We start from the raw sequence: 21,007 nt of genomic DNA on the forward strand, positions 1-21,007 counted from the left end.
TCGGGCTGAGCGAAGTCGAAGCCTCCTGCTGAACGAAGTGAAGCAATGCCTTCGCTCCGCTCAGGCGAAGGCTTCGACAAGCTCAGCCCGAACGGGTGGAAAGGAGCGTGCATCACTTGCGTTCTCCGCTCGGTGCTATTTCGACCGGGCGCACCACGCCGCTCGACTGGCGCACGGTCGGTTCGATCACCTGTGGCGTGTTAGCCGGCACATCAGGCTGCACTACCGCATCGCCCGGCTGCGCGGCGACCGGCGGGGTTGCGCCCATATAGTCGCGGACCAGTTCGTCGATCGTCGGTTCCATGTCGGGATTGCGCTGCAACTGCATGTTGCGGACATAGCCGTAGCGCTGCTGGGTCAGCTTCTGCGCATCCTCCTTCGACCGCAATATGGTCGGGCGGATGAACACCATCAAATTGGTCTTGGTCCGGCTGCGGCTACGCGACTTGAACAGTTCGCCAAGGCCCGGAATGTCGCTCAGCAACGGAATCCGCTCGATCGTCTTGCGTTCATTATCGTCCAGCAGGCCGCCCAGCGCCAATATTTCGCCATCATCGACCGTGACCGTGGTTTCGATCTCGCGCTTGTTGATGATCAGGTCGCTGCTGGAGTTGCTGACCGGCCCGGCCACGCTCGACACTTCCTGCCGCAGGAACAGCTTGATCGCGCCGCCGGTGTTGATCTGGGGCTTCACCTCCAGCTTGATGCCGACATCCTGCCGCTGGACGGTGCGGAACTGATTGTCGAAATTCTGGCTCAGCGCCTCGCCAGTCGTCACCGGCACCTGCTGTCCGACCAGGATCGACGCCTTCTGATTGTCCAGCGTCATCACCGAAGGGGTAGAGAGCAGATTGCTTTCCGTGTCGGACTTCACCGCATTGATGATCGCGCCGAAAATGCCGTTCTTGCCGATGCTGCCGCCAAGGCCTGCAATCGCCCCGGTCGCGCTTTGCAGGCTGTTGATCGCGGCTTGCTGCAAGGTGCCAGCCAGTTCGCCATTTTCACGGACTTCGGTTGTGGTGCGGGTTCCGTCCGGCGCAACCACCGTTGTCGTCGTCGTGCCCAACTGATTGGCACCATAGGCACCCGCCAGCGTCAGCAGATTGGGCGAGGCATTGCTGTAATTGGTCGCAGCAAAGCCGGTCGATGTGCTGCCGATCAGGAATTGCACGCCCAGCTTCTTGGCCGCCGCGTCGCTGATCTCGACGATGATCGCCTCGACCAGCACCTGCTCGCGGCGCGTGTCGATCTGGCGGATGGTTTCGCCCAGCATCCGCTGCACGTCGCTATTGGCGGCGACGATGATGGCGTTCGCGCCTTCATAGCGAGTGACGATCGCCGCGCCGCGCGTCGAAATGCCGCTGCCACTGGACGAGGAGGACGCCGCCGCAACCGGTGCCGCCGCCGCGCTCGCCGACGGCGCGCTGCCCGCTGCCGGAGTGGAGGCGGTCACCGGCTGGCTGGTCGATTGCCCGACAAGTTGCTGCAATACCGGCAGCAATTTTTCGGCGTCCGCATGTTCCAGCCAATAGACCCGGATTTCCGTGCCGCTGGCGGCCTGCTGGTCCAGTTGCCGCGCCATCGCGACAAGGCGTGCGACAGTGTTGGCGTCGCCGCGGATCGCGACGGCATTGCTGCTGTCGATCGGCACCACGGTCGCCGCCGATGGCGAAGCATTCTCGCCCCCGCCGCTGCTTGCCACCAGCGCCTGAAGCGACGTCGCAATCTCGCGCGCGCCAGCATTTTTGAGCATCACCATCTGCGTCGATGACACATCGCGATCGACCCGTGCGATCACCTGGCGGATGCGGGCGATATTGTCGGCATAGTCGGCCACGACCACGCTATTGCCAGCGCGATTGGCGGTCACCGACCCGTCCTTGCTGACCAGCGGGCGTAACGTTTCCAGCGCGCTTGCCGCATCGATGGAGCGCAAACGGAATACTTCGGTCACGAAACTGTTGCGATTGGCCGCGCGGCCCACGCTGCTGGGCTGCCCCGCCGCGCCATCGGCGGGCTGGATGCGATAGGCACCGCCGGGCGCTGGCACGGCGACGAGGCCATTGGCGCGCAGCGTGGACAGCACGATCTCGAAATATTCAGAGCGCGACAAGGGCCGGTCGGTCACGACCGACACTTTCCCCTGCACCCGATTGTCGATGATGAAAGTGCGCCCCGTCACCCGCGCGGCATCCTGAATGAAGGCGCGAATATCGGCATCGCGGACGTTCAGCGTCTGCTGCGCCATGCCCGGCGCGGCCAGAACCAGCGCAAGCGCGGCGGAAAGGGGGAGGAAATATCTGGTCATTGGCCTTGCACTATAAGGTTCACCGAAGCGACAGCCGCGCCGCGCTCCACGGTCAGGGACAGGCGCGCGCCGGGCGCGATCTGATTTTGTATGGACTGGAGGTCGCCCACCGGCTGGCCGTTAATCTGGCTGATAATGTCGCCGGGCCGGAAACCGGCACTGGCAAAGCCCGGTCCCTTCGCGCTGACCGCCAGCCCGGTCACCCGGCCATTCTGCATCCGGGGCGCAAAACCAATGTCGCGCTTCAGGCTGTCGGCGGTCGGGCCAGCCGATGGCGGCGGCGACGCAGGGAGCGGCGCCTGTGTTTCGCCGCCTTCCGGGGCAGCCGTCGGCGCGGGCGTCGACTGGTCGAGGAAAATCTGTTCTTCCGCCCCGCCCCGGTCGATCGTCACATGATCGAACGCCACCGATTTCAGCACCACGCCGGGCAGGATTTCATCCCCCACGGCAAAACTGCTCTGCACCCCGTCAGGCGCAGCGATGATAGCCGATCCCAGGCCGGAGCCTTCGTTCAATCGGATGCCATACAGCGTCAGCGCCAGCGACGTTACGACGCCATTGCCCGCTGCCTGGGGCGCGCCGGTGCGAAAGAAGGGATCGAAGCTGGCGAACAAAGCCTGCCGCGCGGCCGGGGTCAGCAATTGCGCCTGCCGCCCTTCCCATGGGCCGAAACTGCCCACCGGCGTCACGACCATCCAGGCCAGCCGCACCAGTTGCAGCGCCAGCAGGGCGATCAGCCCCTTTTCCAGCAACGCCAGCCCGTCAATCGACCGACCCCGCAACCTGTTGGCGATCGCCACCCGCATCTGCCTTGCTTGCCCCTTTGTGATGGGCCGCTGCTAAGCACTTCCTCTTACGGCTGGATGACAGTGATGTGACCGATTTGTGACAGGCGAAATTCCGCTGTCATGGCGCTTGCATTTCCAGACCTGGCCAGTAGCAGAATCGCCCTCTCAGGCCTTGTTTATGAGTGTCATGCCCGATCATCCCGCCGCCGCAGATGCCGACCCGATCTGGATCGCCAGCCATCCCCGCGTCCAGCGTGTCCCCAGCCGCGACCTCACCCTGTTCATCCGGCGCGATTTCCTTGTCGCGGACGAATGTGCCGCGCTGATCGAACGGATCGAGGCGGACCGCCGCCCCTCCACCATCGCGGACGCCAATGGCGATGGTTATTTCCGCACCAGCGAAACCTGCGACCTCGATCATGCCGACCCGTTCGTCGCCATGATCGACGCCAAGCTCGCCGCCTTTGCCGGGATCGACCCCGCTTATGGCGAACCAATCCAGGGCCAGCGCTATGATGTCGGGCAGGAGTTTAAGGCCCATACCGACTATTTCGACCCCAAGGGCGCGGACTATGCGAAATATTGCTCGGTCGCGGGCAACCGCAGCTGGACGCTGATGGTCTATCTGGACGAACCAAAGGCAGGCGGCGCAACCCGCTTTCCCCAGATCGGCAAGACCGTCCAGCCGGAAACCGGCAAGCTGCTCGCCTGGAACAACCGGATCGCACCGGGGCAGCCCAATCCCGCGAGTCTCCACCACGGCATGAAAGTCCGCGCCGGGGTGAAGCATGTCATCACCAAATGGTATCGCGAAAAGCCCTGGGGGTGACCGAACGCGAAAACGACCGGCCCGCCTGAAACGGACCGGTCGCCTGCATCGCACGGGGCCGCGCGAACGCGGCCCCGGTCAGATCAGAACGCTACCGTCATCGACGCAGCGATGGTCGTGCCGATCTTGTAGCGGTTATAAAAGACGCGGTTGCCGTCCTGTTCCTGGAACTCCTGGAACTTGCGGCCCAATATGTTGCGCGCCTCGAACTTGACTTCGCTGTTGATGCCGCCGGGCAGCTTGACCGCCTGCCGCGCCACGAAGTCGAGCTGTACGCCCGGCCGTTCCTTGATGTCGGGTTGCAGGTTCGGGCCACGGCTGGTGACGCGGTCGCTGGCGTAGGTCAGCAACAATGTCTGCTGTGACAGCGTGTCGGTATCCTCCAGACCCAGTTGCAGGTTGACCAGATGGTCAGACTGCCCCGTCAGCGGCACGCCATTGAGGAAGAAGTCGGACGCCGCCGGCAGCTCGCCAGTGGTGTAGGTATAGGGGATGGTGGTGTCACCCGCCCCAACCTTCAGCTTCGACTGGGTGTAGGTATAGTTGCCGATCAGTGCGATCCGGCGGCTGACGAAAAAGTCCGAGTCCGAAAACCCGTCCAGCGGCACATATTTCTGCACTTCCAGTTCCGCACCGTAAAGCGTCGCTTCGGGCGCATTGGCGAAGCTGGTCGTGACATTATAGGTGTCGGTGATGGTCGTGTAGGTCTCGATCGGATTTTCGATCTTCTTGTAGAAGGCCGCCGCCGTGATCCGTTCGTCCTTGCCCATATACCATTCGGCCCGGATGTCCGCATTCCACAACTGGCTGTCCTGAAGGAACGGGTTGCCGCGGAAGAAACGGTTGGATTCGGTGTCGAGATAGGGCTGGGCGATCAATTCGCGGAATTGCGGACGGGCAATCGTCTTGGACCCGCTGGCACGCAGTTGCAGACCCTTGGCCGCTTCGAGCGTGAAGGTGACGGCGGGCAGCCAGTAATCCTTGCGGATTTCGTTGAACGGGGTCAGCCCGGTGCTGTAGACATCGATACCCGTCACCGACATTTCGCCCTTTTCGTAGCGAACGCCGGCATTGACGGAAAGACCCGCAAACAGGTTTGCCTGCACCTGGGCATAGCCCGCATGGGTGCGCAGCGCCGCGTCATAGACCGGATAGTTGCCCGAAAATTCGAGCAGGCCAATGTCGTACAGCTGGATCGTCGCATCCGACAGCAGATAGTCGGGGCGCAGTTGCTGCACCGGCACCGGCAGGTTGACGGCATCGAAATGCAGCTCATAGCGCGACGAACGACGCTTTGTGTCGTTGAAGGCGTAACCTGCCGTCAGCGAGAAGCCCGGCGCGATCTTGTAGCTCCAGTCGGCGCCGGCAAACCACAAATCTTCGTTGAGGTCGCTGAACGTGGCCGATGCGTCGCCGCGCTGGCGATTGAGCGCATTGACGAAACGGTCACCAACCGGATCGGTCGCCAGGTCGCGATTGGTCCGCACATAGACAAATTCGCGCTCATAGGGGGCTTCGCGCTGCGAATTGGCAAAGCCGCCACGCACGTCGAGGCTCAGCGCATCGGAAAATTTGAATTCCCCGACCAACTGGGTGTCGATCAACTGCCGCTCATACCAGGCGGTATTTTGCTGCAGGAAATCGGCATCCTGAATGGTGCCGTCATTGCGCCCCACCGCCAGCGCGCTGCGCTTGGTGGTGTCGCGGATGTAGAGGTTGGTCCAGCGCAGCTTCTGGTCACCCAGTTCCAGCCCGACGCCCAGCAGGCCGTTGACCGTGATCTCATTATCGGTGCTGACCTGCTGGTAGCTTTTGCCAGCCCCTGCCCCGACATCGAGCGATGCCTGCTGCAGATTGTCGCGGGTGCGCCACTTGTTGCTGTAGGATGCGGTGGCGATCACGCCCAGCCGTCCATCGCTGCCGACATCGACCGCCGTACCCGCGTTGATCGAGCCGGAGAAGTTGAACGGCAGGCTGTTGGTCCGCTGCACGACCGACGTGTCGGCGTTCAGGAACTGCATGGCAATCGCCTGCTGGTCGGTCCGGCCGATATTGGCGAACGGAACGCCGCTGCCGATCGCCTGCTTGAGCAGCGGCGGCACGTCGCGCGAACTGTCGTCAAAACCGGTCCAGTCGGACTTGGAGCCATAATGGGTATAGCCCAGTTGCCCCGACGTTTCGGTATTGGCCGAACTGCCAAAGCCGATTTCCAGATAGCTTTCGGCGGGAATGGCCTTGGTCGTCAGATTGATGACGCCGCCGCCAAATTCGCCGGGGAAGTTGGCCGAGAAGGTCTTTTGCACCAGCGTCGATGCGATCACGCTGGTCGGGAACAGGTCGAGCGGAACGACGCGCTTCAAGGGTTCGGGGCTTGGCAGCGGCGAACCGTTGAGCAGCGCCAGCGAATAGCGATCGCCCAGACCGCGGACATAGACATAGCCGCCGGACACGACCGACAGGCCGGTGACACGCTGGAGCGACCCGGCAATGTCGCCTTCGCCCGTGCGCTTGATGTCGGCGGCGGACAGGACGTTGACGACCTGTGGGGCTGCCTGCGACACGTTGGTGGTGCGGCGCCCCGTGACGACGATGTCCGCGCCGGGAATCGACACGTCGACATTGCCGGCATCGGAATCGGCCTGTTCGGCGGCGGTCGGCGTGCCGGATGTAACGGCACCGCCAGCGTCCGTGCCGGCCGGGTCGGTTTGCGCCATGGCGGCAGGTGCGACCAGAGCGGATGAAATCAGGAGCAGGCGCGCCAGGCTGAGCGGCTTCGACATGCTAGGGGTCCCCCTTTGGGAATTGCAGTGCAAAGAAGGCGGGGAAGCGCGACAGCACGCTCCCCCGCCCCTGTTGAGGTCGTGGGTCCGATCAGGTCGTCGGGATCGCCGTGCAGTCCTTGCTGGTGGTGCCGAAGTTGGCGGTCACCGAATTGCAGGTCCAGCCGGCATACCAGGTGTCGCTGCTATCCTTGACCGCACCGATATAGTTGGTGGTGGTGAAGGCAGCATCAATCGTCTTGGGGTCAATCGCGGTGCGCGCGGTTTCGGTCGCACCGTTGATGAACAGGCTGGTCAGCGACGGGGTGTAGCTGATCGTGCTGTTGGCACCGGCTTCGAAGATCGACTGGACGGCTGCGGCATCGACGCCACGGCTGCCCTTATACGGGGTGCTGTTGCACTGCATCACGACCGAGATGTAGCGCGGCTTGCCGGCATCCTGCAGCGCCGTGTCGGCGTCGCGGGTCGTGGTCGTGCTGTCGATGCGCAGGCAGCTGTTGGTTGGGGCAACGATGATGCCGTTCACCAGCGCCAGATCCGCACCACCGCGCAGCAGCATGGCCGAACCATTGCTGCCCGTGGTCGAACGGTGGATATAGGTGAAGTTCGCCATCTTCAGATACTGGCGGGGCAGCGCGTCCTCACCATTATTGGCAGCCGAACCACCGTTGGAGTCGGTTTCGAGGAAGCCGTCGCCAATGTCGTTGTTCGCACGCTGGGCGCTGATGACATATTGCACGGTGCCGCGATAACCGACGTCGGAGTCGAAATTGTCGTCCTCGTTGCCGGTCAGCACCAGGTAACGATAGTTGGAGCTGCCACCAAAGGCTTCGATGCCATCGTCCGAGCTGTTGTGGACCTGGATATGGTCGATCACCGTGCCGGTGCCGACGCCCGACGGGGTCAGGCCCTGCAATTCGCTGCCGCCCGCAAGAGCAAAGCCCGAATAGCGGATCTGGACATAGGACATGCGACCCGAACTGTCGGCATCGTTCGCGCCACCATAAAGCGCGCCGCTGCTGCCTTCGGTATCACGCTCGCACGCGGTGGTGCCGGGTGCTGCGGCCGGGGCCAGACAGTCGGTGATCTTCGCACGGCCAAGCAGCACGACGCCGCCCCACTGGCCCGACGACTGGTCGGTCGCGGTGCCAAGGACGTTTTCACGGCTGGTGAACACGATCGGCTGCGAAGCGGTGCCGACAGCGTTGATCTTGTTGCCACGATTGACCGCCAGATAGGCGTTGCCGGTGGCGGCGAAGATGGTGACGCCCGGATCGATCGTCAGCGTGACGTCGGTGTTGGTGCTGGCAGCGCCCTGGTCGGTGCCGACATCGACGCGGCCGGGCAGCGAATAGATGACGCCTGCGACCTTGGCGATCGCGGTCGAGCTGGTGAAGCGTGCGGGGAAACCGCAATTGCGCCAGGTGTTGCCACCGTCGGAGATGGTGCCGAGGTCCGCCAGCTGCGCGGAACCTGCAATGGTCGGGCAGTTGGCGGCGGGGGTCACGCCGGTCGGCGTGGGGGTCGGCGTGGGCGTGGGGGTCGGCGCAGGGGTCGGCGCGGGGATGACAATGGTGCCCTCGCCCGGCGAAGCGATGTCGTCTGCACCGCAGGCGCTCAGGCCTATGCAGGCGCAGCTCGCCATCAGGATCGTGTGGATACGGTTAATCTTGGCCATGTCGTCTCCGCTCCGGTGGACACCGGGTTTGTTGCTATGCGGAGCGCAGGGGATTTGATTCGGACAACGCCCCCTGTCGCCCTCCGAAGGGGCAGTTAGGGACGTCCGGTGACAGGCTTGTTCTGTTTTGGTGACGAAATGGCGTCACTAAAATTACAGTTTAGTGACTTGCGTTATACTTTCATGACAAGGGCGCCATTTCGCATGGCGCCCCGCCTTAATCGCTTGAAATAGAGCGCTTCGATCAGCGCGAGGCATAAACCGGCGTCAGGCGGCTCATCGCCCGCCGCGCCACGTCGCGCGACGATTGTTCACTGCCATCGGCCAGTACCAGGGTCATTTCCGGGGAGAAGCGCGCGGACTTATAGGCCGAGTGCGCGTCAGCCACACGGCCCATGCCCGCATAGGCGTTGCCCAGGTTGATCAGGCGCGCGGGATCATTGGCGCTGTCGGGCCACACGGCCTTCAGCCGCTTGGCGGCCTTTTCAAACTGGCCCGCCGTCAGGTCGCGCGCAGCCAGACCGCCATCGGGAACGCCGACAACGATCACATCCTCCGACGCGCCCTGCGCCATGGCGGGGGTGACGCAAGCCAGAGCAAAACCGGCGATAAGGGCGACCTTCAGCATCATATTTTCTCCAGCAAAACCTTTTAACTATAGCGATGATTATTTCACTATGATGACAGTAGCGCAATAGCGGTTCGGTGGCTGAAAAAGGATTTTGTTTTCTGTAAAAACAGATGCTTATGATTTTTTCTTCATAATGTCATAAAAGTGTAATTGAATTGGATGCCGGAGTCGATAGCGATTCGCGCAGCTGGGGTTTGTTTTGAAATGCGCCTTGGTGCATCAGCACCGGCAATCGTCAGGCGCTCTTCCACGCATGTCGAGACAGACTCGCCGCGCCAGGCGATCGATCCAGCGACGCCAGCGATACAGGATAGCAAAAATGATGAAGGTCCGGGAGGTTCTGTTGCCCGGCCCTCCCGGAGGCCGCTGAATTCCCTTCTGTTGCCCGGTGGGTTCAACCGCGCTATTTTAGAGTGAGGTCAGGCCGTTAGGCCCTCATTCACGCTGCAATGGCGAGTGCTTCGTTATCGTTGGCACTTATGAGTTTTGCACAGTTTAACGGCTTACACGGGCCGGGTAAAAATATCGCCTTTGAACACACGTCGATCCTAGTTCGGCCCCGTCAGACATCCCGTCCGGCATGTCTGCCAACCGGGATATGTGGTGGAACCGCCGGGTACTGCCCCCGGGTCCGCTGCGTCTATTATACGACACACTTTATCACCATAGCCGGGCGAACCCGGCCCGACCCATATGGGCGTAAAGTTGCGCCTTTTCAAGCCGCCGCATAAGGGAAAGCCCATGTGTATCGTGACAATGGCATGGGCGGCCCATCCGCGCTGGCATCTGGTGATGGCGGGCAATCGCGACGAACATCATGTTCGCCCCTCCGCTGCGCTGGCGCAATGGGATGACCGGCCCGGCATCATCGCCGGGCGCGACCTGCAATCGGGCGGCACATGGGCAGGCGTGTCCGATACCGGCCGCATGGCCGTGGTCACCAACCAGCGCGGCTATGGCCTGGCCCAACCCGACCGCGCCTCGCGCGGCGCGCTGGTCACCGATGTGCTGATGGGCGACGGACCTTATGCCGCGCCGACGCTGGCGGCGCTCGACGATTTCAACCCGTTCAGCCTGATCGTGGTGGATGGGCACCGCGCCCGGCTGCTGACCAACCGCCACCAGCCTGATGCGATCGACCTGCCCCCCGGCATTATCGGCCTGTCCAACGGCCCGTTCGATACGCCATGGCCCAAGACGCAACAGCTGAACGCGATGCTGGCCGACTGGCTGGCGACGGGGCAGGATGATCCGGCGCTGCTGTTCACAGCGCTACGCACCGAAACCCTGCCCGACGACACAGCGCCGGACGCCGAGCCATCCCCCATCTTCATCCGCGATGCCGTCTACGGCACGCGATGCAGCACGATCATAACGATCGACTACGCAGGACAGGGGATCATCGCCGAACGCCGCTATGACGCCGACGGACAGTGGAGCGGCGAAAGCAGGATAGCGTTCGCCTGGCCATTGTAAGCCACCATATCAAACCAATCCGTTCGCCCTGAGCCTGTCGAAGCCTGTCCTGAGCGCCTGCCTTGGCAGGCAGTCGAAGGGGGCCGCACTTCTCGAGAAGAAGAAGGGCAAGGCTTCGACAAGCTCAGCCCGAACGTAGGGTGTGAGGTGGCCGCTTTAGCGCAGGACAGAGCGCGGCTGACGCGCCAGATGGAGCGAGGATCGCACGACCGGCGACTCGATCAGCTTGGTTTTCATCAGGTCGCGCATCCGGTCGGCCCCATCGGGGTTCAGCATCACCACGCGGGTGCCGCCCGACGTCAGCGCTTCGATGGTCGATACCGCCAGCGCGTGCTTGGTGCAGAGCGCCTGCACATCGGCCAGCGGCGCATTGATGTTGATCGCGCGGCTCATGCGGCGTTGCTCACGCCAGCGATGACGGAAAGACGGATAATATGGTTCAAGAGAAAGCGCCTTGCTGGCAAGCGGGAGCGCTGGGCGTCTCTCGGTCACGCGAATGCTTGCGGGCAGGGTTCGCGTCGATGGACCGGCCCTAGCAGAGGCATGTGTCTCCGTCGCGACATTTATGGCGCAGCCCGCTTCCCCTTGCCGCCCTGCCTCTCTATAGCCCTGATCCCATGATCCTCGTCATCGACAATTATGACAGCTTCACCTGGAACCTGGTCCATTATCTGATGGAGCTGGGCGCACGGGTGGAGGTCGTCCGCAACGACGCCATTTCAGCGGGCCAGGCGCTGTCCAGCGGGGCGAAGGCCTTTCTGCTCTCGCCCGGTCCCTGCACCCCCAATGAAGCAGGCGTCAGCCTCGATCTCGTCGCCGCCTGCGCCGATGCGGGCGCACCCTTGCTGGGCGTGTGCCTCGGCCATCAGGCGATCGGCCAGCATTTCGGCGGCAAGGTCGTGCGCGGCGGCCTGATGCATGGCAAGACATCGCCCGTCACCCATGACGGCACCGGCCTGTTCGCCGGGTTGCCTTCCCCCTTCACCGCGACCCGCTATCACTCGCTGATCGTAGAGGATATTCCGGGCAGCCTGGTCGTCAACGCGACCAGCGAGGACGGATCGGTCATGGGCTTCCGCCACGCGACCCTGCCGATCCATTCGGTCCAGTTCCACCCCGAAAGCATCGCCACTGAGCATGGCCATGACATGCTGGCCAATTTCATGAAGATTGCGGGCATGAAGGTGAAGGCGCGCGAGGCGGCCTGATCGCTCTGTCCTATCGCATCGCGCCCGGCTAGGATGCGTTGCCGACTTTGCAAAAGTTACGGCGATAGGAAATCTTATGTCTCATTTACCGGGAAAAGTGCGAAGTTAAGCGCCAGCGCCCCCTCGACTCACCGCCCCGCTGGCGATTAAGGCAGGCGCGATGAGCAGCCTGCCCGATCCTTCCCACCCCCTCGACGCGCAGGCCGCCGCCCGCGCCTTCGACCTGTTGTTCGACGCCGACCTGCCCGAAGCCGAGATCGCGACCTTCCTCGTCACCATGGCCCGGCGCGGCGAGACAGCGATCGAGATCGCCGCCGCGGCCCGTGCGATGCGGGCGCGGATGATCCCGGTCACCGCCCCCGCAGGCGCGATCGACGTCTGCGGCACCGGCGGCGACGGGCATCACACCCTCAACGTCTCGACCGCCGTGTCGCTGGTCGTTGCAGCCGCAGGCGTCCCCGTCGCCAAACATGGCAACCGCGCCGCATCGTCCAAGGCAGGCGCTGCCGACACGCTCGAAGCGCTGGGCCTCAATCTCGACCGCGCAGCCGCTAGCGCAGAGACGACGCTGGCGGAGATCGGTATCTGTTTCCTCTTCGCGCAAAATTACCACCCCGCGCTCAAACGCCTCGGCCCGATCCGCAAGGCGATCGGCGAACGCACCATCTTCAACCTGATGGGTCCACTCGCCAACCCCGCAGGCGTGCGCCGCCAACTCGTCGGCATCGCCCGCCCCGCCTATGTCCCCATCTATGCACAGGCGCTCGCTGAACTGGGCGTCGATCGCGCGATGATCGTGTCGGGCGACGAAGGGCTGGACGAACTATCGCTGGCGGGCGGCAACGACATCGCCGAAGTCGCGGGCCATGGCATCGTCGCAATGCGCCGCCTGTCCGCTGCCGATCTGGGTCTCTCCACCTATCCCGTCGATGCGATCCGCGGCGGCGACGCGGCCCATAATGCCGCCGCCCTGCGCGCGCTGTTGCAAGGCGAACCGGGTGCCTATCGCGACGCCGTGCTGCTCAATGCCGCCGCTGCCCTTGTCGTGGCGGATGCGGTTGCCGATCTTCGGGAAGGCGTAGAGGAAGCGGCCGAGACCATCGACCGTGGCCTTGCCAACGCCCTGCTCAATTGCTGGATTGCCTATCAATGACCAACAAGCTGATCGAAATTTGCGATTTCAAGCGGGAGGATGTCGCCCGGCGCAAGGCCGCGACATCGCTATCGTCGCTCCACGCCCGCGCCAGCGAACAGACACCCCCGCGCGGCTTTCGCAAGGCGTTGGACGACGCCGCCCTCTCCGGCTTCGGCCTGATCGCGGAGATCAAGAAGGCCAGCCCGTCCAAAGGGCTGATCCGCGCCGATTTCGATCCGCCCGCCCATGCACAGGCCTACGCCGCCGGTGGCGCGGCCTGCCTGTCGGTGCTGACCGACGAGCCTTATTTTCAGGGCCATGACGATTATCTGATGGCCGCCCGCTCCGCCTGCGCGATTCCCGTGCTGCGCAAGGATTTCATTGTCGATCCCTGGCAGATCCTCGAAAGCCGCTCGCTCGGTGCCGACGCCATCCTGATCATCGTTGCCGCACTGGACGACGGACAGATGGCGGAGATTGAGGATGCCGCGCTTGGCCTCGGCATGGATGCGCTGATCGAAGTGCATGACGAGGCGGAAATGGAGCGCGCGCTCAAGCTGCGGTCGCGCCTGATCGGCGTCAACAATCGCGACCTGCGCGATTTCTCGGTCGATTTCGCCCGCACCTATGAACTGGTGGGCAAAGCGCCTGCGGGCTACACCTTCGTCGCCGAAAGCGGCCTCACCAGCCATGCCGACCTGACCGCCATGGCCGATCATGGCGTGCGCTGCTTCCTGGTCGGGGAAACGCTGATGCGGCAGGCCGATGTCGAGGCAGCGACGCTCAACCTGCTGACTGGCGCGTGACGGGTCTCACCCATCTCGACGCGGACGGCGCGGCCCGCATGGTCGATGTGTCGGCCAAGGCCGTAACCGCGCGCGAAGCAATTGCCAGTGGCCGGATCGACATGATCGCACAGGCCGCCGAAGCGATCGCGCAGGGGCTGGTCAAGAAAGGCGACGTGCTGGCGGTCGCGCGGGTCGCGGGCATCATGGCCGCCAAGCGCACCGCCGACCTGATCCCGCTCTGCCACCCGATCGCATTGAGCGCCGTCAATATCGACTTTGATCTGGACGAGGGCGGCGTCACCGTCACCGCCACCGCCCGCACCGCTGGCCAGACCGGAGTGGAGATGGAGGCGTTGACCGCTGCGTCGGTCGCGTTGCTCACCATCTACGACATGGCCAAGGCGATCGACAAGGGCATGATCATCGGCAATGTCCGCCTGATCGCCAAGAGCGGCGGCAAGTCGGGCGACTGGCGCGCGGCATGAGCCTGCTGCCTGTCGCCGAAGCACAGGCGCGCCTGTTCGCGCTCGCGTCGCAATTACCCGCAGAAGAAGCGCCCATCGCCGCCTGCACCGGGCGCTGGCTGGCAAGCGATGTGCTGGCGCTGCGCAACCAGCCCTGGGCCGATCTGTCGGCGATGGATGGCTATGCCGTGCGCGCCGCGGAGTGGCCTGGACCATGGCGGGTCACCGGCGAAAGCGCGGCGGGCGGCTGTATCCCTGCCCCGCTGCCCCCCGGAGAGGCCAGTCGCATCTTCACCGGCGCGCCGCTCCCCGCCGGGGCCGACACGATCCTGATCCAGGAAAATGCCACCCGCGATGGCGATCGACTGACGGCGAGTGACGATCCTTTGCCGGTAGGCCGCAACGTCCGCCCGGCCGCATCGGACTTTGCCACGAACGACCTGTTGCTGGCGGCAGGAATTGCCCTAACTCCCGCCCGCATCGCGCTGGCCGTGCTGGGCGGACATGGGGCGTTGCCCGTGGGGCGTCGTCCCAAGGTCGCACTGATCTCAACCGGCAACGAACTCGTGCCGCCCGGCGCGCCGACCCCGGCGGGTAGCCTGCCATCGTCCAACGCAGCAATGCTGGCGGCGATGCTGGCTGCCCTGCCCTGCGACGTCATTGATCTGGGCATCGTCCCCGACGATCTCGACGCCATGACGGCGGCGCTGACACGGGCGGCATCGGCGGACATCATCGTCTCCACCGGCGGAGCATCGGTCGGCGATCACGACATGGTCCGCCCGGCCTTCTTACAGGCTGGCGGCGCGCTCGATTTCTGGAAGATCAAGATGCGACCGGGCAAACCGCTCATGGCCGGAACCTTGGGAGACGCCGTATTTCTGGGCCTGCCCGGCAATCCGGTATCGGCCTTCGTCACGGCGACCCTGTTCCTGTTGCCGCTGGTCCGCCATCGCGCCGGATCGACGACCCCGTTGCCGCGCATGACGCAGGCGCTCCTTGCCGCGCCGCTGCCCGCCACCGGCGATCGCGACGATTATCTGCGCGCTTATCGGGGAGAGTCTGGCATCGTCTCGGTCACGTCGCAGGACAGCGCCGCCACCGCCGCCATGGCAATGGCCGACTGCCTGATTCTGCGGCCCGCCAGCTCACCTTCTGCGGCCACGGGCGACACCGTCACCATCCTGCCACTGATGGACTGAAGCTTCAGTAATGCTGCCGTTCACGCGGTGGATTGGCGACAAGAACGACCGCGCGTTGCTCGCTTGACTCGCCTCCTTCCGTTTCCTATGTGTTCCTTATACGTTCCATGGAGGACCGCAGGCATGTTGACCCTCAAGCAGCAGGAATTGCTGAGTTTCATCCAGACCCGGCTGGAGGAAGGCGGTGTGTCCCCTTCTTTCGAGGAGATGAAGGATGCGCTCGACCTGCGATCCAAGTCCGGCATCCACCGGCTGATCAACGCGCTGGAGGAACGCGGCTTCATCCGCCGTCTGCCCAACCGCGCCCGTGCGCTGGAGGTGCTGAAGCTCCCCGACGCCATGCACCGCGCGCCTGCACCGGTCGCCCCGGCCACACCGCAACTGGCCCCCAGCCTGCCGGTCGCTGCCAATGACGTGATTGAAATCCCGTTGCATGGCCGCATTGCCGCCGGTGTCCCGATCGAGGCGATGGAGGGGCAGAATATGCTGTCCGTCCCCGCCGCCTTGCTGGGGGCTGGCGACCATTATGCGCTGGAAGTGTCGGGCGATTCGATGATGGAAGCGGGCATCCTCGACGGCGATTTTGCTTTGATCCAACGCACCGACACCGCCCGCGAAGGTCAGATCGTCGTCGCCCTGATCGATGACGCAGAAGCCACGCTCAAATATTTCCGACGCGAAGGGCAGCGCGTCAGGCTCGATCCCGCCAACAGCGCCTATGAACCCCAACTCTATGATTCGCGGCAGGTGCGGATTCAGGGCAAGCTGGCAGGACTGTTGCGTCGCTATAATTGAGGTGGACGAGGGCGGCGGCGCGGCGCGACGATCCAGGGATGGGCATCGCCCGCGGCCCGCACCGTGCTGATGCGCGCATCGTCCAGGTCGATGACAATGCCCCCGGTTCGCGCCAGAAGCCGTCGGTCGATTTTCAGCCAGCGAGGGCGGCACCAATAGGGAAGCCCGCGATCGGCAATGACAATATCGGCGGCGGCACATTCCTTGCTGAACAAAGTGCGTTCGATCAGCATGTCGCTGCGAGTGGCCAACACATGCCAGCGCCGCCCGCCCGCCTGCATCCCGACGGCACATAAATCCTTCGAACAGCGCGCCTGCGGCAGGTCCGCCATCGCGTCAAGCGGACCGTCATAGCCCGCACTCTCCGCCAGCGTGTCGCGCACATAATCGCCCGCGCCCGCGCGCAACAACGCCATCCCGCCCCCAGCCGTCCGCACCGCCACATGGCGGCCATCGCCAGTCACCAAAATGTCGGGCGGTGACAGCAACAACACGCCGACCACGCCCATCGCCACCGGCCCAAGCCCCAGCCAGCGCCACCCGCTGCGCCACAACAGGCACCAGAGTAGCCCGCCGATCATCAGCGCGAACAGCCAGGATGGCACCGCCGGAGTCAACATCGTCGCCATCGGGCTGGCCGCCACGCCATGGGCGATCCACAGCAACAAATTCAGCGCCTGCGCCGTCATCCACCAGAAAGGCGCGCCCAGACCCAGCAGATCGAACAACAACGCCAGCGCCTCCAGCGGCATGACGACAAAGGTGGTGAGCGGGATCGCAACCAGATTGGCAAACGCGCCCAGCATCCCGGCTTTGTGAAAATGGAACAGCGCGATCGGCATCAGCACCAGTTCGACGGCAATGCCGGTCATCAGCGTCGCACCCAGCACCCGCCCCGCCTTGCGCGCCCTATTCTCGTCCCGCGCACTGGCAAAGGCGCGAAAACGCGGATTCTCGGCCAGCGCAACCAGCGCGGTGACAGCGGCAAAGCTCATCTGGAAACTCGGCCCCGTCACCGCTTCGGGCCAAAAGGCCAGCACGATCAGCGCGCCCACCGCCACCAGCCGCAGCGTGATCGCGTCGCGCCCCAGCGCCAGTCCGCCCAGTACCAGCAGCGCGGCGATGCAGGAGCGCAGCGTCGGCACCTCCGCTCCGGTCAGCAGCGTATAGCCGATCCCCGCCAGCGCGCCGCCCGCAGCCGCGATCAGCATCAGCGGCCAGTCCAGCGCCGCCCGCTGGCTAAGCGCCATCACCCGCATCAGCAGGAAAATAACCGCCCCGATCAGCGCAGTCACATGCAGCCCGCTGATGGAGAGCAGATGCGCCAGCCCACTGCGCCGCATCGCCTCCGCGTCCGCCTCTGCAATTGCGCCTTGGTCCCCGGTCGCCAGCGCTACGGCAATGCCCTGCGCCGGACCATCGACCTGCTGCCTTATGTGCGCGAATAATCGCAACCGCAGGGGTGGCGGGCCGATTGAAGGCCGCACAACCGCAATCGGTTTCAACGCCTTGCCGGTAGCACCAATCCCCTGAAAATAGGCGCGGGCGGCAAAATCATAGCCCCCCGGCACGCTCGGTGGCGCGGGCGGCATCAAACGGGCACGAAAGCGGATCACCGCCCCTTCGCCCAGACCCGGCGGCACGTCCGATTCGGCTATGTTGACCCGGATCATGTCCGGCAGGCCGGGGGCAGCCACCGGGCGCAGCATCGCCCGCACCATCTGTTGCGCCGGGACCGGTCGAACCGCCGTCACTTCCCCCGTTACCTGCGTGAAAACGGGGCGCGCCAGCGGCGGTTGCCCCAACAGCACCGCCTTCCCCCAGATCAGCGCGCAACCGATACAGGCCAGCATCCCGCCCGCCACGATCATCCGCCGCAACCGCGCGCCATCGGGGAGCAGCAGCCCCATACAGGCCAGCGCCAGCGCGCCGCAGCAAAAGGCCAGCCAGCCCATCCGGTGCAGCAACAGGAACCAGGCGGTGATGCCGATCCCCAGCCCGATCGGCACCCATAAGGGCAGCTGTTCACGCTCGGTCTCCAGCCAGCTTTCCACCCTGAAAAACGCCCCGCGCGTCCAAGCGCCAGCCCCCCACCAAAGGGAGGTTTGTCGTGGCTCAAAAGCCATGCTAGGGGGCGACGCATTCATGGGACAAGCAGGAAGAATGTCAGCGAATATGACGGCAAGTGCAACGGGAATGAACAAGCCGGTAGTGACCCGTTTCGCGCCTTCGCCGACCGGGTTCCTGCATATTGGCGGCGCCCGCACGGCCTTGTTCAACTGGCTGTTCGCCCGTCACCACGGTGGCAAATTTCTGCTGCGGATCGAGGATACCGACCGCGCCCGTTCTACCGAAGAAGCAGTTGCCGCCATTTTCGACGGGCTGGAGTGGCTGGGCCTGGGCGGCGACGAACCGGCCGTGTTCCAGTTTGCCCGCACCCCGCGCCATGCCGAGGTCGCCAACGCGATGCTGGCGGGTGGTCATGCCTATAAATGCTATGCGACGCCGGAAGAACTGGCGGAATTGCGCGAACAACAGCGCGCCGCCAAGCAACCGATGCGCTATGATGGTCGCTGGCGCGACCGTTCGCCCGCAGACGCGCCCGAAGGCGCACCCTTCGTCATCCGCCTGAAAGCCCCGCGCGAGGGCGAAACGGTGATCGAGGATGCGGTCCAGGGCCGCGTCGTGGTGCAAAATGCCGAACTGGACGACATGATCCTGCTGCGGTCGGACGGCACGCCCACCTATATGCTGGCTGTCGTGGTTGACGATAACGACATGGGCGTCACCCATGTCATCCGCGGCGACGATCATCTCAACAACGCCTTCCGCCAGCTATGCATCATCCGCGCCATGGGCTGGGAGGAGCCGGTCTATGCCCATATCCCGCTGATCCACGGATCGGACGGCGCGAAACTGTCCAAGCGCCATGGCGCGCTGGGGGTTGACGCTTATCGCGACGATATGGGGATGCTGCCCGAAGCGGTGCTGAACTATCTGCTGCGGCTGGGCTGGGGCCATGGTGATGAGGAGATCATTCCCATCGCGCGTGCCATCGAGCTGTTCGATATTAGCGGCGTCGGCCGATCGCCTTCGCGCTTCGACATCAAGAAGCTGGAAAATCTCAACGGCCATTATCTGCGGGAGGCTGACGACGCCCGCCTCGCCGCGCTAGTCGCGCCGCAGGTGGAAGCCCAGCTGGGCAAGCCCCTGCCCGAAGCCGGCCTTGCTCTGCTGACGGCAGCGATGCCATCGCTCAAGCCACGCGCCAAAACCATTCATGAAATTGCGGAAGGCGCCGAATTTCTGTTCAAAAATTGCCCGCTGGATTTTGACGAAAAGGCATTCGCTCTGCTAGACGACTCGGCGCGCGCGCTGCTGACAAAGACAGCCGACGCTTTGCGGCCAGTCCAATCATGGACGGTCGAAGCGATCGAGGACGCAATTCGCCGCGTGGCAGAGGATGCTGGCCTGGGGCTGGGCAAGGTGGCACAGCCGCTCCGGGCGGCACTCACCGGGCGCACCGTCTCGCCGGGTATTTTTGATGTCCTCTTCCTGCTGGGGAAAGAGGGGAGCTTGGAACGGCTGACCGATGTTGGACACGCATCGATTGGCTGATGGCATACAAGGAGAACAATATGTCGGATAACAAAGCCACTTTGACCGTCGGGGGAGAGACCAAGGACTATGCCGTCATGGACGGTTCGGTCGGCCCGCAGGTCATCGATGTGCGCAAGCTGTACGCCAATACCGGCATGTTCACCTATGATCCGGGCTTCACATCGACGGCCAGTTGCGAATCCGGCCTGACCTATATCGACGGTGATGAAGGCGTGTTGCTGCATCGCGGCTATCCGATCGGCCAGTTGGCCGAGGAATCGAGCTTCATGGAGGTCAGCTACCTGCTGCTGAACGGCGAATTGCCGTCCAAGCAGGAACTCGACGAGTTCACCCATACGATCACGCGCCACACGATGGTCAATGAGCAGCTCACGACCTTCTATCGCGGCTTTCGTCGCGACGCGCATCCCATGGCAATCATGTGCGGTGTCGTCGGCGCGCTGTCGGCTTTCTATCATGACTCGACCGACATCAACGATCCGGTGCAGCGCAAGATTGCCAGCCACCGCCTGATCGCCAAGATGCCGACGATCGCGGCGATGGCGTACAAATATTCGGTGGGCCAGCCCTTCGTCTATCCGCGCAACGACCTGTCCTACACCGCCAATTTCCTGCGCATGACCTTCTCGGTCCCAGCGGAGGAATATATCCCCGATCCGGTGATCGTGGACGCCATGGACAAGATTTTCATCCTCCATGCCGACCATGAACAAAATGCATCGACATCGACGGTGCGTCTGGCGGGGTCATCGGGCGCCAATCCCTTCGCGTGCATCGCGGCGGGCATTGCCTGCCTGTGGGGTCCGGCCCATGGCGGCGCGAACGAAGCCGCGCTCAATATGCTGCGCGAAATCGGCACGGTCGATCGCATCCCGGAATATATCGCCCGCGCCAAGAATAAGGACGATCCGTTCCGCCTGATGGGCTTTGGCCATCGCGTCTATAAGAATTACGATCCCCGCGCGACCGTCATGCAAAAAACGGCCGAGGACGTGCTCAAGACGATGGGCGTGACCGACCCGGTGTTCGACGTCGCCCGCGAACTGGAAAAGATTGCGCTCAGCGATCCCTATTTCATCGAAAAGAAGCTGTTTCCCAACGTCGACTTCTATTCAGGCGTCATCCTGTCGGCCATCGGCTTCCCGACCGAAATGTTCACCGTTCTCTTCGCCCTGGCCCGCACTGTCGGCTGGGTTGCGCAGTGGAACGAGATGATTTCGGACCCAGCGCAGAAGATCGGTCGCCCGCGCCAGCTCTATACCGGCCCGACCCAGCGCGACTATGTGCCGGTCGACAAGCGCTAA

17 protein-coding genes and 1 other RNA gene are annotated in these 21,007 nt (G+C 63.9%); 10 read left to right on the forward strand and 8 right to left on the reverse strand.

Features of this window, described 5'->3' with window-relative positions; genetic code table 11:
* Positions 1-112: 112 nt before the first annotated feature.
* Together gspD and ACODSR_RS11925 are read right to left on the reverse strand one after the other, a co-directional pair.
* Entirely contained in the window at positions 113-2,308 is a 2,196-nt protein-coding gene (gspD, locus tag ACODSR_RS11920) for a type II secretion system secretin GspD (protein ID WP_489076693.1), read from the reverse strand.
* Positions 2,305-3,114 carry a type II secretion system protein N gene (locus ACODSR_RS11925; protein WP_489076695.1) on the reverse strand — a complete coding sequence of 270 codons (810 nt, stop codon included), beginning with the start codon at positions 3,112-3,114 and terminating at the stop codon, positions 2,305-2,307. The genes gspD and ACODSR_RS11925 overlap by 4 nt, the downstream gene beginning before the upstream one ends.
* A 169-nt stretch (positions 3,115-3,283) precedes the next feature.
* Between ACODSR_RS11925 and ACODSR_RS11930 the strand changes: the two genes are divergently transcribed.
* A complete protein-coding gene (locus tag ACODSR_RS11930) occupies positions 3,284-3,925 on the forward strand; it encodes a prolyl hydroxylase family protein (RefSeq protein ID WP_489076752.1) in 642 nt (213 codons plus the stop codon).
* Between the two features lie 83 nt (positions 3,926-4,008).
* On the opposite strand, the gene ACODSR_RS11935 is transcribed toward ACODSR_RS11930, so the two are convergent.
* From ACODSR_RS11935 to ssrA, 4 genes are all read right to left on the reverse strand, one after another.
* A complete protein-coding gene (locus ACODSR_RS11935) occupies positions 4,009-6,705 on the reverse strand; it encodes a TonB-dependent receptor domain-containing protein (RefSeq protein ID WP_489076697.1) in 2,697 nt (898 codons plus the stop codon).
* Between the two features lie 91 nt (positions 6,706-6,796).
* On the reverse strand, positions 6,797-8,383 hold the full coding sequence (locus tag ACODSR_RS11940) for a hypothetical protein (protein ID WP_489076699.1): 1,587 nt from the start codon (positions 8,381-8,383) through the stop codon (positions 6,797-6,799).
* 244 nt (positions 8,384-8,627) lie between these two features.
* Complete coding sequence (locus ACODSR_RS11945) at positions 8,628-9,011, reverse strand: tetratricopeptide repeat protein (protein WP_489006181.1); 384 nt, start codon at positions 9,009-9,011, stop codon at positions 8,628-8,630.
* A gap of 370 nt (positions 9,012-9,381) precedes the next feature.
* Positions 9,382-9,737: a transfer-messenger RNA gene (gene ssrA, locus ACODSR_RS11950) on the reverse strand.
* A gap of 18 nt (positions 9,738-9,755) precedes the next feature.
* Between ssrA and ACODSR_RS11955 the strand changes: the two genes are divergently transcribed.
* On the forward strand, positions 9,756-10,490 hold the full coding sequence (locus ACODSR_RS11955; RefSeq protein ID WP_489076701.1) for an NRDE family protein: 735 nt from the start codon (positions 9,756-9,758) through the stop codon (positions 10,488-10,490).
* A gap of 156 nt (positions 10,491-10,646) precedes the next feature.
* Here the strand turns inward: ACODSR_RS11955 and ACODSR_RS11960 are convergent, their stop codons facing one another.
* Positions 10,647-10,883 (reverse strand): hypothetical protein, encoded by a 237-nt coding sequence (locus ACODSR_RS11960; RefSeq protein WP_119743824.1) that lies wholly within the window; start codon positions 10,881-10,883, stop codon positions 10,647-10,649.
* A 224-nt stretch (positions 10,884-11,107) separates the two neighbouring features.
* Here ACODSR_RS11960 and ACODSR_RS11965 point away from each other — a divergent pair, with 224 nt between their 5' ends.
* From ACODSR_RS11965 to lexA, 6 genes are all read left to right on the forward strand, one after another.
* The gene (locus ACODSR_RS11965; RefSeq protein WP_489076703.1) at positions 11,108-11,698 is read left to right on the forward strand and encodes an anthranilate synthase component II; all 591 of its coding nucleotides are present in this window, start codon (positions 11,108-11,110) and stop codon (positions 11,696-11,698) included.
* Between the two features lie 160 nt (positions 11,699-11,858).
* A complete protein-coding gene (gene trpD, locus ACODSR_RS11970; RefSeq protein WP_489076705.1) occupies positions 11,859-12,851 on the forward strand; it encodes an anthranilate phosphoribosyltransferase in 993 nt (330 codons plus the stop codon).
* The gene (gene trpC / locus ACODSR_RS11975) at positions 12,848-13,639 is read left to right on the forward strand and encodes an indole-3-glycerol phosphate synthase TrpC (RefSeq protein ID WP_489076706.1); all 792 of its coding nucleotides are present in this window, start codon (positions 12,848-12,850) and stop codon (positions 13,637-13,639) included. The genes trpD and trpC overlap by 4 nt, the downstream gene beginning before the upstream one ends.
* Positions 13,636-14,106, forward strand: a complete 471-nt coding sequence (moaC, locus tag ACODSR_RS11980; protein ID WP_489076708.1) for a cyclic pyranopterin monophosphate synthase MoaC — start codon at positions 13,636-13,638, stop codon at positions 14,104-14,106. The genes trpC and moaC overlap by 4 nt, the downstream gene beginning before the upstream one ends.
* Positions 14,103-15,287, forward strand: a complete 1,185-nt coding sequence (locus tag ACODSR_RS11985; protein WP_489076710.1) for a molybdopterin molybdotransferase MoeA — start codon at positions 14,103-14,105, stop codon at positions 15,285-15,287. Before moaC ends, ACODSR_RS11985 begins: the two co-directional genes overlap by 4 nt.
* Positions 15,288-15,410: 123 nt before the next feature.
* A complete protein-coding gene (gene lexA / locus ACODSR_RS11990; RefSeq protein WP_489076712.1) occupies positions 15,411-16,082 on the forward strand; it encodes a transcriptional repressor LexA in 672 nt (223 codons plus the stop codon).
* Here lexA and ACODSR_RS11995 read toward each other — a convergent pair.
* Complete coding sequence (locus ACODSR_RS11995; protein WP_489076714.1) at positions 16,073-18,208, reverse strand: ComEC/Rec2 family competence protein; 2,136 nt, start codon at positions 18,206-18,208, stop codon at positions 16,073-16,075. The genes lexA and ACODSR_RS11995 overlap by 10 nt on opposite strands.
* A 49-nt stretch (positions 18,209-18,257) precedes the next feature.
* On the opposite strand from ACODSR_RS11995, the gene gltX reads away from it, so the two are divergent.
* Together gltX and ACODSR_RS12005 are read left to right on the forward strand one after the other, a co-directional pair.
* Complete coding sequence (gene gltX, locus ACODSR_RS12000; RefSeq protein WP_489076716.1) at positions 18,258-19,700, forward strand: glutamate--tRNA ligase; 1,443 nt, start codon at positions 18,258-18,260, stop codon at positions 19,698-19,700.
* 20 nt (positions 19,701-19,720) lie between these two features.
* The gene (locus ACODSR_RS12005) at positions 19,721-21,007 is read left to right on the forward strand and encodes a citrate synthase (protein ID WP_489076718.1); all 1,287 of its coding nucleotides are present in this window, start codon (positions 19,721-19,723) and stop codon (positions 21,005-21,007) included.

It is taken from the genome of Sphingobium sp. FG125 (genome assembly GCF_057809795.1).